The 12,247-nt window shown below is 60.8% G+C and carries 11 protein-coding genes; all 11 read left to right on the forward strand.

Annotated features, from left to right (window positions below):
• Positions 1-2: 2 nt before the first annotated feature.
• Complete coding sequence (locus FG95_RS18060) at positions 3-1,193, forward strand: aromatic ring-hydroxylating oxygenase subunit alpha (RefSeq protein ID WP_037557624.1); 1,191 nt, start codon at positions 3-5, stop codon at positions 1,191-1,193.
• Positions 1,190-1,684: an aromatic-ring-hydroxylating dioxygenase subunit beta gene (locus FG95_RS18065; protein WP_037557625.1), complete on the forward strand. Its 495-nt coding sequence runs from the start codon at positions 1,190-1,192 to the stop codon at positions 1,682-1,684. The genes FG95_RS18060 and FG95_RS18065 overlap by 4 nt, the downstream gene beginning before the upstream one ends.
• 57 nt (positions 1,685-1,741) lie before the next feature.
• On the forward strand, positions 1,742-3,946 hold the full coding sequence (locus FG95_RS18070) for a TonB-dependent receptor (protein ID WP_081933247.1): 2,205 nt from the start codon (positions 1,742-1,744) through the stop codon (positions 3,944-3,946).
• 50 nt (positions 3,947-3,996) lie between these two features.
• Positions 3,997-5,454, forward strand: coding sequence for an aldehyde dehydrogenase family protein (locus FG95_RS18075; RefSeq protein WP_037557626.1), 1,458 nt, complete (start codon positions 3,997-3,999; stop codon positions 5,452-5,454).
• Positions 5,455-5,474: 20 nt separating this feature from the next.
• On the forward strand, positions 5,475-6,851 hold the full coding sequence (locus FG95_RS18080) for a spinster family MFS transporter (protein ID WP_197411507.1): 1,377 nt from the start codon (positions 5,475-5,477) through the stop codon (positions 6,849-6,851).
• 6 nt (positions 6,852-6,857) lie between these two features.
• Entirely contained in the window at positions 6,858-8,306 is a 1,449-nt protein-coding gene (locus tag FG95_RS18085; RefSeq protein WP_197411508.1) for an aromatic ring-hydroxylating oxygenase subunit alpha, read from the forward strand.
• Between the two features lies 1 nt (position 8,307).
• Positions 8,308-8,856 carry an aromatic-ring-hydroxylating dioxygenase subunit beta gene (locus FG95_RS18090; RefSeq protein WP_052182490.1) on the forward strand — a complete coding sequence of 183 codons (549 nt, stop codon included), beginning with the start codon at positions 8,308-8,310 and terminating at the stop codon, positions 8,854-8,856.
• Positions 8,853-9,863, forward strand: coding sequence for a PdxA family dehydrogenase (locus FG95_RS18095; RefSeq protein ID WP_052182491.1), 1,011 nt, complete (start codon positions 8,853-8,855; stop codon positions 9,861-9,863). The genes FG95_RS18090 and FG95_RS18095 overlap by 4 nt, the downstream gene beginning before the upstream one ends.
• Complete coding sequence (locus FG95_RS18100; RefSeq protein WP_037557627.1) at positions 9,847-10,548, forward strand: class II aldolase/adducin family protein; 702 nt, start codon at positions 9,847-9,849, stop codon at positions 10,546-10,548. Before FG95_RS18095 ends, FG95_RS18100 begins: the two co-directional genes overlap by 17 nt.
• 67 nt (positions 10,549-10,615) lie before the next feature.
• Positions 10,616-11,398, forward strand: a complete 783-nt coding sequence (locus FG95_RS18105) for an SDR family NAD(P)-dependent oxidoreductase (RefSeq protein ID WP_197411509.1) — start codon at positions 10,616-10,618, stop codon at positions 11,396-11,398.
• A 154-nt stretch (positions 11,399-11,552) separates the two neighbouring features.
• Entirely contained in the window at positions 11,553-12,221 is a 669-nt protein-coding gene (locus FG95_RS19995) for a TetR/AcrR family transcriptional regulator (protein WP_161786581.1), read from the forward strand.
• Positions 12,222-12,247: the final 26 nt, after the last annotated feature.

Here is a 12,247-nt window from a genome sequence, read left to right on the forward strand (position 1 = left end):
AGATGACGGTTCCGGAGGCTTATCTTCAAGACATTGTCTGGCCGGCAAATTTTAACGAAATCCCCAAGGAGATTTTCGTCCGGCAAGACCTCTACCAAGCCGAGATCGACCGGATTTTCCGTGGAGCCGAGTGGCATCCCGTTGCGCACGAAAGCGAAGTGCCGCACCCGGGGGACTTCAAAACCTGCAATCTTGCGGACGTCCCCCTGCTCATCATCCGCGGCGACGACGGACGGGTCAGGGCATTCTTCAACGCCTGCTCACATCGCAGCACCCAGATCGAGGTAAAGCCTTCGGGCAATCGAGCCGAATTCGAATGCCCCTATCATCGGTGGCTGTTCAACAAAGAGGGCGAGTTGGTCGGCTGCCCCAATCAGCGCGAATTCATCCCCGGTTTCGACAAGAAAGACTATCCGCTGACCCAGCCGCGGCAGGAATCGGTCGGCGGCCTCCTGTTCGTGACGCTGTCGCCGGACACCGAAAGCCTCGACGACTTCCTGCAGGAAGCGAAAGGGTCGTTGCTGGACATCATGGCCGGTGACGGACGCCTCAAGCTGATTGGCTATCATCGGGTCCGGTATCTGACCAACTGGAAAGCCTATAGCGACAACGACGGCTATCATCCGCCGCTCCTGCACCAGGCGTTCACGATGCTCAACTGGCAGGGCGGCGCAGGCCGCCAGTATGCGACTACCGGACGTGGCCATTATTGCATCGAAACCGAGTTGACCGTTCCCCAGCCCACGAGCGTAATCCGCGATGCTTCGGTCATCGAGTTTCGCGACGAGGGGCGGCCGAAAAACGCCAGCGTGCTCGCTCTCTTTCCGATGCTCGTCGCCTCAAATTACCTGAACGTCATCAGCATCCGTTTCGCTACGCCTGTCGCAATCGACGAGGTGGAAGTCACCTACGCCTATTTCGCGCATCAGGACGACGATGACGCGATGGTCTTGCACCGAATAAGGCAAAGCTCCAACGCGATCGGCCCGTCCGGCCTGATCAGTATGGAAGACGCCTCGGTTTTCCACCGGGTCCAGATCGGCAATCGCACCCCCGGCAAGGCCATCTTCCAAAAAGGCGTCACCGATCCATCCCGGCTCGGGTTCGAATTCCGTCAGAACGACGAGAGCGGCAATCTTCCGCACTGGGAATATTATCGCGCCGCCATGGGCTTCCGGAGGAGGGAGGCATGACGCGCTTGACGCTCGACGAGCTCGCGCGGCTCGATGAACTCCAGTCGGCATATATGTCGGCACTGGACGGGAAGAAAATGCGGTCGTGGCTCGACACGTTCGAAGATGATCCGAGCGCGAGTTACATCTGCATCGCGCGCAACGATGTCGAGAGCGGCCTGCGCGTGGCGATGATGCTCGACGACTGCCGCGACAGGTTAATCGATCGCTGCACCTTCATCGAAGACATATGGGCGGGTACATTCCAGGACTATCGTACCCGGCATTTCGTTCAGCGCGTGCACGCCAGCCGCCGCGCGGATGGTCTCGTCGACATGGTCTCGAACTTCTCCGTGATCTTTACCCCCGACGATACCGGGCTGCCGCAGCAGCTGGCCGCCGGGACCTACGAGGACATTATTCGAATGGAAGACGATCAATGTCGCTTTCTGTCGCGGAACGCGGTGACCGACAACGCGGTCGTGCCGCGGTATCTGGTGTTTCCTTTGTGAGCGGTGACAGAATAACCTTATAAATCAATTACTAAATAATCGGGAGGGAGACCGAAAATGAAAGGCCTTTTTGCATCCAAAGCGCTGCTGATGATGACGGCAGCCGTGACCGCCGCGCCATCCATGGCGCAAACGGCGCCCGTTGGCGGTTTGTCCGCGCCCAGCCCGTCGGCCCCAGCCGAGGATCAGGATCAAACCTCGACGCAGAGCGGCCTCGTAGATATCGTCGTGACCGCGACGCGCCGGGAACAGAAGTTGCAGGATGTGCCGGTCGCGGTGACCGCCGTGACTTCGGAATCGCTTGGCCGTTCGGGTGCGGCCGACATCCGGAATCTCACTCAGGTCGTGCCCGGCTTCTTCGGTGGCCGCGCTGCGGGCGTGTTCCTGCCCGTTATCCGCGGGGTGGGGTCGAGCAGTATTTCGGTCGGGGACGAGTCAAACGTAGCAACCTATGTCGATGGAATCTACCAGGGAGACCCATTTTCCACCTGGACCGATCTCGTCAAGGTCGACCGCGTCGAGGTCCTGCGCGGGCCGCAGGGGACAATATTCGGTCGGAACGCGACGGGCGGGTTGATCAATGTCATTACGCCTGATCCCAGTTTCGACTTCAGCGGCATGGTTTCGGCGCGCGCGGCCGCCCTCGAGACGGGCGACGGAGACTATAATGTGCGCGGCTATCTGACTGGTGGCCTGTCCGATACGATTGCAGCCGATATCGCCGGAATTTACCGCAAAACGGACAGTTTTGTCGACGATCTCGTGCGCGGTGGGAAAGCTGGCGGCTATCAGGTTGTCGATGTCCGCAGCAAGCTGATGTACCGCGGCGAGAACGGAAACAAGATCGTCCTCACGGGAGAATATTTCGATCGCAAGGGCTCGGAGAATGTCTACCAGCCCTATGAGAATAACACGGCAGGTCGAGCCTTTCCCGGCGCGATCCTCCCGTTGAAACCCTGGCAGCTGTCCGCCGATCTGCGCCCCTCGCTCGCCACCCGGCGATACAGTGTCGCCTTGCAGACACGCTTCGATCTAGGCGGGGTCAATCTGGAGACGACCGGGGCATATGCCTCCAACCGAACCTCTCAGGCGACGGATTCGGATTCGTCGAATATCTTGCTCGCGACTTTTGTGGCCCCCAAAATCGCATCGGAATATTATAGTCAGGAAGTGCGCCTGCTCTCGTCCGGCTCCGGGCCGCTTCAATGGATCGCTGGTTTATATGCCTTCCACCTCTCCGGCGACGCCAACTTCATTCTGAGCAGTCGCGCTGATCCGAGCCAGCCACTGCTCGTGCGCACATTCGACCCCGTCCTGAAGACGACCTCCTATGCCGGATTCGCCGAGGCGACGCTTGAGGTCGTCCCGCGCCTGTTCGTGACGGGCGGCATTCGCTACACCCATGAGAAAAGAAGTTTCGATCAGATCGTAAACGGCGTCGCCCTTTTTCCGCAGACAGCGGAAAAATCCTTTAACAGGGTCACGTATAAAGGCACGGTCCGGTTCGAAATCGGACCGGACACGAATATCTACGCGACCTACAGCACCGGCTTCAAAAGCGGTGTGTTCAACATGACTGGCGTGTCGCCTCTCGCGGTCGATCCCGAGACGCTCAAAGCCCTCGAAGGCGGTATCAAGTCTGACATCACGCCCTGGCTGCGCGCCAATCTCGCCTTGTATCGTTATGATTATAAGGATTTGCAGGTCACTGCCCGCGATCCGTTGGGTCCCGGTTATGTCCTGCAGAACGCCGCGAACGCCACTCTTTACGGCGGCGAACTCGAAACCACTTTGGCGCCAACCGATCATTTCCGGGTCAACGCGGCGGTCGCCTACGCCCATGCGGAATATGACGATTTTCCGCTCGCGCAAGTTTTCATTCCCCGGCCAACGGGAGGCAATATCGTGTCGCAAGCGGATGTGTCGGGCAACCGCCTACCGCGGGCACCTCGCTGGACCTTTAACATCGCTCCAAGTCTCGACGTACCGCTCGCATCGGGAATGTTGAACATCAACGGCACCCTGTTCCGCAGTTCGGTCGTCTATTTCGACTTCCTGAATTCCGTGAAGCAGGATCCCTATACGGCGATCAACAGCGAAATTTCGTGGCGAACGGATGACGAAAAGTTTCGGTTCTCGATCTGGGCGACGAATTTGACCAATGAGAAGATCATCCAGGAAGTTCGGCCCGGCGCGCTTGGCACCGATCTCAGGTACGAGCTGCCCCGGCGTATCGGCGCCGGCGTCGAAGTGAAATTCTGATGCGATCGCCGGTCATAGGCTGGCTCGCCCCTCAAGGATTGAGAGCATAGATGGCAATTCCAGATCAGTACGACCTTTACTATGATGGCGGGTGGCATGCACCGACGGCGGGCGGGTACAGTCCCTCGCACAATCCGGCCAACGGCTCGCTCATCGCACATGTCGCGCAGGCAGAAAGCGAGGATGTCGACCGGGCAGTCCTCGCTGCCGCCGTCGGATCCAGGGTCTGGCGCGATGTGCCACCCCTCGAACGTGCCCGGCTGCTGCGCGAAGTAGCGGCAGTCATTCGCCAGAATGCAAAGGAATTGGCGCAACTCGATGCTCTCGATTGCGGCAACCCGGTCCGTGAACTGGCGGCCGACTCCCATGTGGCAGCCGCGCTCATCGACTATTTCTCCGGGCTGGTGACGGAGATGAAAGGTGCTTCGGTCCCCGTCGGACCAGATGCGGTCAACTTCTCCGTCAGGCAGCCATTTGGCGTCGTCGCCCGCATTCTGGCCTTCAATCATCCGTTTCTGTTCTGCGCCGGCAAGGTTGCCGCTCCCCTTGCAGCCGGCAATGCGGTAATCGTCAAGCCATCCGAACAGGCTCCCCTGTCAGCACTCCGCTTCGCCGAGCTGATCGACGGCTTGTTGCCGTCGGGTACGTTCAGCGTCCTTACGGGAGGAGCCGAAACGGGGGCGGCGTTAGCGGCCCACCCCAAGGTGGCGATGATCAGCTTGGTGGGGAGCGCGGCTGCAGGTCGCGCTCTGATGCGCGAGGCCAGTCCAACGCTCAAGCCAGTCTTGCTCGAACTTGGCGGCAAGAATGCCCTGATAGCCTATGGCGATGCCGATCCCGCCGAAGTAGCAAAAGCCTTGATCCAGGGCATGAATTTTGCGTGGTGCGGCCAATCATGCGGGTCGACGAGCCGGGCGTTCATACATGAGGACATCTACGACGCGGTTCTGGCTCGTATCGAGGAGGAAGCCCAGCGGTTTCAGCCGGGCGATCCGTCCAACGAGGCGACTTCGATGGGCGCGATCATCAGCGCGAAACAGCATGAGCGCATAGTCGGATTCATCGATAGCGCCCAGGCGGAAGGCGCTCGACTGATATGCGGCGGGGGGCCACCGGCCGACCAAGCTCTTGCGCGCGGCCTGTACATCGAGCCGACAGTGTTTGCCGACGTTACCCCTGACATGCGCTTGGCCCGCGAAGAGGTTTTCGGGCCGGTGCTCGGAATCCTGCGATGGTCCGACGAGCCGACGATGATCGAGGTCGTCAACGAACTGGAGTATGGATTGACCTGCTCAATCTGGACACGAGATCTCGAACGCGCGCACCGCACCGCCATGGCCGTCGACGTAGGCTATGTCTGGATCAACGAGACCTCACGCCACATTCTTGGAGCCCCCTTCGGCGGAATGAAACAGTCGGGCATCGGCCGTGAGGAATGCCTCGGCGAACTGCTGGCGTTCACCCAGGAGAAAAATATCTTCATCTCGTTGGGATCGGGCAACCGGTGACGGGCGGGGGCGCGCCTCCTGTGCTGCAACCGGCGCTCGGCACAGCACGCACGCCGCCTGGCGAGGGCGAAGCCGCGCTGGCTGTGGCGGGGGCGGCTTTCCGCCGCCGCATCGCCATGTTTTTCCTGACCTTTGCTCTCACACTCAACTTTGTTGACCGGCAGATCGTCAACATTCTAGCCGAACCGATCCGGGAAGAGTTGCAGCTGGCGGACTGGCAAATCGGGCTGATGTCGGGCCTTGCCTTTGCCTTGCTTTATAGCGTCGCCGGAATCCCGCTCGCGCGCTGGGCGGATCGCGGCAACCGGCCAAAGATCATGGCATTTTCCGTTCTCGTCTGGAGCGGGTTCACCATCGCCTGCAGCCTCGCGCGAAGCTTTCCCCAACTTTTGGTGGGGCGTGTCGGAGTGGGGATTGGCGAGGCCGGCCTGACACCTGCCGCAAATTCGCTCATCGTCGATTATTACCCACCCGAGCGGCGCGCGTCGGCGCTTTCGCTCTACTATCTTGGCGTGCCGTTGGGAACGTTGGCGGGGATGGCATTGGGAGGGCTGGTTGCCGATGCCTATGGCTGGCGCACCGCCTTTCTGGTGGCCGGCATACCAGGTGTCGTCCTTGCCCCCTTTTTGCTGCTGGTTTTGCGCGAACCGCGCAAGGCGCACGCCGCTCTGTTGCGAACGGCGCCGCCGGGCGCTCTCGCGGCGGTAAAGACGCTTTGGGCGGTTCGCACCTACCGGCTCATCGTGATCGCGACTGCGCTGCAAGCCGCGGTAGGATATGGCTTCGGACCTTTCATCGCATCTTTTTTTATCCGCAATCATGGCCCGGAGATCGTCGCCATGGCCACCCAGGCCGGGATGGGGGTTTCGGGGTTCCTGGGCCTGACGCTCGGTCTTTCCACAGGTCTCGCAGGCGCCGCCGGCGTGTGGCTCGGTGGGTTGCTGGCCGATCGGTTCGGCCGGAGCGACGTCCGAGCCTATGTAACCATCCCTGCGTTTGCGTCGCTGGCGGCCCTTCCCTGTTATGCCGTCATCTTCAGCATCGACAGTGGCGCGCTGGCGCTTGCGGGCCTTGCGCTTCCCAACATGCTAGGGGCCATGTGGATGGGCCCGGTCCACAGTACCCAGCAAAGCGTCTCACCGCCGGAGATCCGTGGCGGCGCGACCGCCCTCTTCCTTCTGGTCTTGAACCTGGTCGGCGTGGGTTTGGGACCGCTGTTCGTCGGGACGGCCAGCGACGCGATCTCGTGGCAGTTCGATCAAGATTCCGGCAGGAGTTTGCGTGCCGCCCTCATCCTTACAAGCCTGGTCGCACCATTCTCCGCATTTCTTTTCTGGCGCGCGCGGTCGTCGATCGGGCGCGACATGACCAGGTGGAAGGCCGTCAATCCAGTGTGACACAAATTGTTCATCATCATTGTCTGGAGAATGAAATTGTCAGCGGAAAATCATCTAGCAATGGGCGCCGGCGGCACCTTGCCGGCCGGCAAGGGCGATCGCGCGCCGTCAGGACCGCACCGCATGCCGGACCGCCTCGACATACGCGGCCGCGACTATGACGCGGCAGGCCTGCGATCGCTTGTGGCACCGGGCTGGATTCATTCGGCGGTGTATACCGACGCGAAGATTTTCGATCTTGAACTCGAGCGGATTTTCCACACCGGTTGGCTGTTCATCGGCCATGAGAGCGAGATTGCAAAAACGGGCGAGTTCAAGCGTCGGCAGATGGGCCGTCAACCGGTCATTTTTGTTCGCGGCCAGGATGGCGAGATCCGCGTTTTCCTGAACCGCTGCCGACACAGGGGCGCAATCGTCTGCGAGGTGGACGAAGGCAGGGACAGCTTTTTCCGCTGCTGGTATCACGGCTGGACCTATTCCAATGCTGGCGAACTGGTCAGCGTTTCCGGGCCCGACGGCTATGGGCCGAGTTTCGACGCGAGCGAAAACGGTCTCACGCCGGTGCCGCGGGTCGAAAATTATCGCGGCTTCATATTCGCGGCTTTGAGCGAAAAGGTCCTTCCGCTCGAGGACTATCTCGGCAACGCAGCCAAGGTGATCGACATCCTGGTCGACGCGGCACCGGGCGGAGAGTTGAGCGTGCGAGCCGGATCCAACCGGACGATCTATAAAGGAAATTGGAAGCAGGTCGGGATGGATGGATATCATCCGTTGTTCGTCCATGCCTCGGTGCTGGCGACATGGGAACGACACACCGATTCGGGTCACAGCCTCGGTGCCACGCACAGTGCGAACCCCTTCGACTTCGACGGAATCTCGGAAACGCGCGACTTCGGTCATGGCCACACGATGCTCGATTTCCGTAAGCATCGGCTCAAGCACTCGGGAAAATATCGCGCGCTTCTGGAAAACACGCCGGGAGGGGCAGACTATATCGACGCGCTCTATGCAGAGCATGATGTTGCCTGGGCGGACATGCTGCTTGCCATGGCGGGCGATCCTCACGTCGGCGTTTTTCCAAACCTGCAACTGATCAACAACCAGATCCGGATCGTTAATCCCCTGTCTGTCGACGAGACCGAGGTCGTGATGTTCCCTGTGCTGTTCTCCAACGTCAGCACCGAAATCAATGCGCTGCGACTTCGCCAGCATGAATCCTTTTATGGACCCGCAGGATCCGGATCGACAGACGACGCCGAGATTTTCGAGCGGGTGCAACTCGGCCTGGAGGCTAATCTCGATCCGTGGATCAATATATCGCGCGGGATGGAGCGCGAGTGGGTTGATGAAGATGGGACGATCGTCGGCCATGTTTCCGACGAGGTTCCGCAGCGCGCTCAGATCCGGCAATGGCTGGCGATGATGGCCGAAGAATCGCCCGATGGGAGGCGTTAGGATGAACATGGTAGCAGCAGATCTTTGCGATTTCACCGTCTTCTCGGAATTGAAGGAGAGCCGGGCAATCCTGCCCGGGAGCGACATTTTCGGCAAAATCGAAGCATTTTTGTATTTTGAGGCCGAATTGATGGACAGCCACGCCTATGACGATTGGCTCGCGCTCTGGGAGCCGGGCGGCCTCTACTGGGTTCCCTCCAATCAGGCCGACCTCGACCCCGATCGGTCCGTCTCGATCATCTACGAGCATTATGACCAGATCTCGGATCGAATATTCCGCCTGAAGGATAAGCGGATGCATTCGCAAAGTCCGAAGTCGCGTCTGATCCGCATCGTCTCGAACATTACGGTCGCCGCATCCGGCGGATCCGATGTCCTTGTCAGTTCAAACTTCATCCTGGGCGAGGCGCGCTCCGGTCAGCATCAATCCTTGTTCGCGCGCGCGACCCACCTCCTGAAACAGGGGGCCGATGGCTTCAAAATCTTGGGCAAGAAGGTCTATCTGATCAACAATGATGCGCCCATGCGCAATGTGACCTTCCTGCTATGAGAGGTGCAGGCGAAGGAGCGGGCAAGCCGCGCCGTGAGCAGCCACTCATCGCTACCGTCATTGGCGATCCGGCGGGTATCGGTCCAGAGGTCTGTGTCAAGGCACTCGCCGCCGGCAACCACGCGGCGCGGCACCTATTGATCGGAAGCATCGACGCTGTCCGGTTCGCGGCCGCGGCGAGCGGGATTAGCCCTCCCATCTACCAGGTGGAAACGCCGGATGAGGTGTCCGGTGCGGTTGGCGAAATCGCCGTTCTCGACCACGGCTCGCTGGCGAGGGGGGCATGGGATATCGGACAGTCGGGCGCCGCTTCGGGCCGGGCGGTGATAGAATGGATCCGCTTGGCCGAGCAATTGGCTCGCAATGGAGAGATCGATGGCTGGATCATGGCCCCGGTCGACTCGCAATCACTCAAGGCGTCTGGCGAAATATCGTCGATCGACGATCTTCAGCCGACTGGAACCTATCTATTGCGAGTCAGCCCCTCGTTGCGGATCGTCCCAATCACCGAGCATATCAGCATCGCCGAGGTCCCGGGCACTGTCTCTGCCGCGGCGGTGTCGTCGCTGATCGGTCTCGTTGACGAGACTTTCAGGCGTTGGGGCGTCAATGCCCCCAGGATCGGCGTCGCCGGCCTGAATCCGCACGCGATGGGAACTGAAGAAGTGCGCGAGATCGCGCCGGCGGTCGAACGGGAGCGCGCGGCGGGGCGCCGCGTCGAGGGGCCGGTGTCGCCCGATTCGATATTTCGTCTTGCCATGGAGGGGCGATACGACGTCGTTGTCTCAATGTATCATGACCAGGGCCAGATTGCGCTCAAGACGGCTGCCTTCGAAGGCGCGTGCACCATCTATATCGGCCTCGATTATGTTCATCTGACCGTACCGCACGGATCTGCCATGGAAATTGCGGGACAGGGCATCGCCCAGCACGCCAGCATGGCCTCCGCGATGAAGATGGCCGAATCACTCTGCTTCGGGAGAGGGTTTTATGCCGGCGACGATTGACCCCGGACTTCAGATGCAGGTGCGCATGGCGGCGCGCGGCCTGGCGCACGCCGGGCTCGTGCACGCGTTCGGCCATTGCAGTGCGCGCATCGATGCGCGGCACTTTCTTGTCTGTGCCGCAATGCCCATGGGGCTTATCAAGGACGAACCCGGTACTATTGTCTCGGTCGATGGCGCCCTTCCCCAAAAAGTGCTTGGCGAAGTGCGCGCGCACCAGGCGATTTATGCCGCGCGGTCCGATGTCGGCGGCATTTGTCGCATCATGCCCGCCGCCACCATGTCGTTGTCGACGCTCGGGATCACACCGGCGGCGCGGCACGGCCTAGGCGCCTATTTCGCTCCCCGGCCGCCGCTTTGGGACGATCCCAGGCTCCTGCGCGACGACGCTTCAGCGAGAAATCTTGCAATTGCCCTTGGCGAGGCTCGTGCGATCGTCATGCGAGGAAACGGAGCGATTACGGTCGGGCAAGATCTGAAGGAAGCTGCGACTTTTGCCTTCTTCCTCGAAGACGCCGCGCGGGTAGAGCGCGACGTGCGCTCGATGGGGTTCGGCCCTCAACACGGGCTTCTCGATGAAGACGAGATACGCGCGCGCCAGACCCTGGCCGGCGGCGTCGTTGAGCGGATGTGGAGTTGGCTGACGGCGATGGACGTGACCGAAGGTCGAGGAGCAAGCGGCGGATGACGTCAGGCGCGGTGCTCGCATATGCCCCGTTGCCTCGCCCGAATACCAGCAAGAAAGAGGAAACGATATGACCGACATGACCAAGACAGACACCTTCGCGGGGCGCGTCGCGCTCATCACGGGCGCGGGACAAGGAATCGGGCGGGTTTTCGCCAAAGGCTTCGCGCGCGCCGGTGCGAAAATCGCCATCGTCGAACTGAACGAAGACAGCGGACGGTCGGTAGCGGCCGAGGTCGAAGCGGAATGTGGCGCCGGCACCGTTATCGCCATTCGGGCCGATGTGGCCGATCCGGCAGCCGTCGACGCCGCCATAGCGGAGACATTGGAGGCCTTTGGCCGCATTGACGTCGCCATCAACAATGCGGCGATCTTCTCGACGCTGAAAATGCGGCCCTTCGAGGAAATCCCGTTTGACGAGTGGAGACAGGTCATGCGCGTGAACGTCGATGGCGTAATGCTGGTGTCCAAGGCGTGCGCGCCGGTAATGCGAGGTAATCGTCATGGGCGCATCATCAACATCTCGTCCGGGGTGGTGACTATGGGCCGACCGCACTATTTACATTATGTGGCTTCCAAAGCGGCGGTGGTCGGTATGACGCGCGCCATGGCGCGTGAACTCGGCGCCGACGGGATCACGGTGAATGCGCTGCTTCCGGGCGCAACCTTCACGGAGATCGAGCGCGAGACGGTGACGCCCGCGCAAAAGACCCAGATATTGAACATGCAGTGCATCAAGCGCCACGAGACCGCAGACGACTTGCTCGCCGCAGCGCTTTACCTCGCGTCCGACGGCGCAGAATTTGTGACGGGCCAGTCGATAGCCGTCGATGGCGGTACGACGTTTCGCTGAACAGGCCCGCAACGAGGCGGGCGGAATGGCCAGCCGGGTGCGGACGGCATCCTGTTGCATCTCGCAGCTATGACTTTGACAAGCCCGATAGGAAAGCTATGCCATCTGTACGTTCGGCCGCATGAGGGTCTCGGCAAGAGGTGTAGCAGACGCAGTGGCGGACATTTCCCCAGCTCACGACAATTCGCACAAGCCACAAGGCGAACGCAGTAGAAAGATGCGGGCTCGAATCCTTTCGGCCGCTATCAATCTGTTGCGCGAGAAAGGTTATTCGGCGTTTCGCGTCGCAGACGTTGCCGAAAGCGCAGGCGTCTCTCGCGGAGCGCAGCTTCACCATTTTCCGACAAAGGACCAACTAGTCGCCGCCTGCCTGGAGCAGGTTTTTTCGGCAGCCCTCGAGAAGGCGACCGTTGCCGCGGGTAAGGCTATCGAAGATGACGGCCTCCTCGAGGCTGCATGCGACGATGCAGAGGCATTCTTCTACGGTGAAGATTTTTTGATCGCGCTCGACCTCGTCATCTCGGGAAACAAGCTTCGGGCCCTCGCCGACGATGTTCGCGGTATGTCGCAGCAACGACGCGTCGGGGCCGAGCAAGTCTGGGTCAGCCGTTTTGCCAAGACCGGCCTGTCTCCGTCTGACGCCGAAGACATATTGTGGCTGCTGTGGAGCGTGCTCCGCGGATTGGCGGTGCGAGCCCAGATCGGAAAGGACCCCGAGCGGGCAAGGCGCGTCACCGAGCTGACAATTGCCTTGCTGTCCGGCTATGCGCAGTCGCTGCGGGAGCGGAACGACGGGACGGGCGGCCCAGACGCTATTGGTTGAAGCTTGCGATGACAAGCTTCTCGCCG

Origin of the sequence: Sphingopyxis sp. LC363, assembly GCF_000756385.1 — a bacterium.
In the GTDB taxonomy this organism is placed as follows: Bacteria; Pseudomonadota; Alphaproteobacteria; order Sphingomonadales; family Sphingomonadaceae; genus Sphingopyxis.

Excerpts from the sequence above, each read along its gene's own strand:
- FG95_RS18070 (WP_081933247.1), top strand. The coding sequence starts at position 1,742 with ATGAAAGGCCTTTTTGCATCCAAAGCGCTGCTGATGATGACGGCAGCC.
- FG95_RS18065 (WP_037557625.1), top strand. The coding sequence starts at position 1,190 with ATGACGCGCTTGACGCTCGACGAGCTCGCGCGGCTCGATGAACTCCAG.
- FG95_RS18095 (WP_052182491.1), top strand. The coding sequence starts at position 8,853 with ATGAGAGGTGCAGGCGAAGGAGCGGGCAAGCCGCGCCGTGAGCAGCCA.
- FG95_RS18060 (WP_037557624.1), top strand. The coding sequence starts at position 3 with ATGACGGTTCCGGAGGCTTATCTTCAAGACATTGTCTGGCCGGCAAAT.
- FG95_RS18105 (WP_197411509.1), top strand. The coding sequence starts at position 10,616 with ATGACCGACATGACCAAGACAGACACCTTCGCGGGGCGCGTCGCGCTC.
- FG95_RS18100 (WP_037557627.1), top strand. The coding sequence starts at position 9,847 with ATGCCGGCGACGATTGACCCCGGACTTCAGATGCAGGTGCGCATGGCG.
- FG95_RS18090 (WP_052182490.1), top strand. The coding sequence starts at position 8,308 with ATGAACATGGTAGCAGCAGATCTTTGCGATTTCACCGTCTTCTCGGAA.
- FG95_RS18075 (WP_037557626.1), top strand. The coding sequence starts at position 3,997 with ATGGCAATTCCAGATCAGTACGACCTTTACTATGATGGCGGGTGGCAT.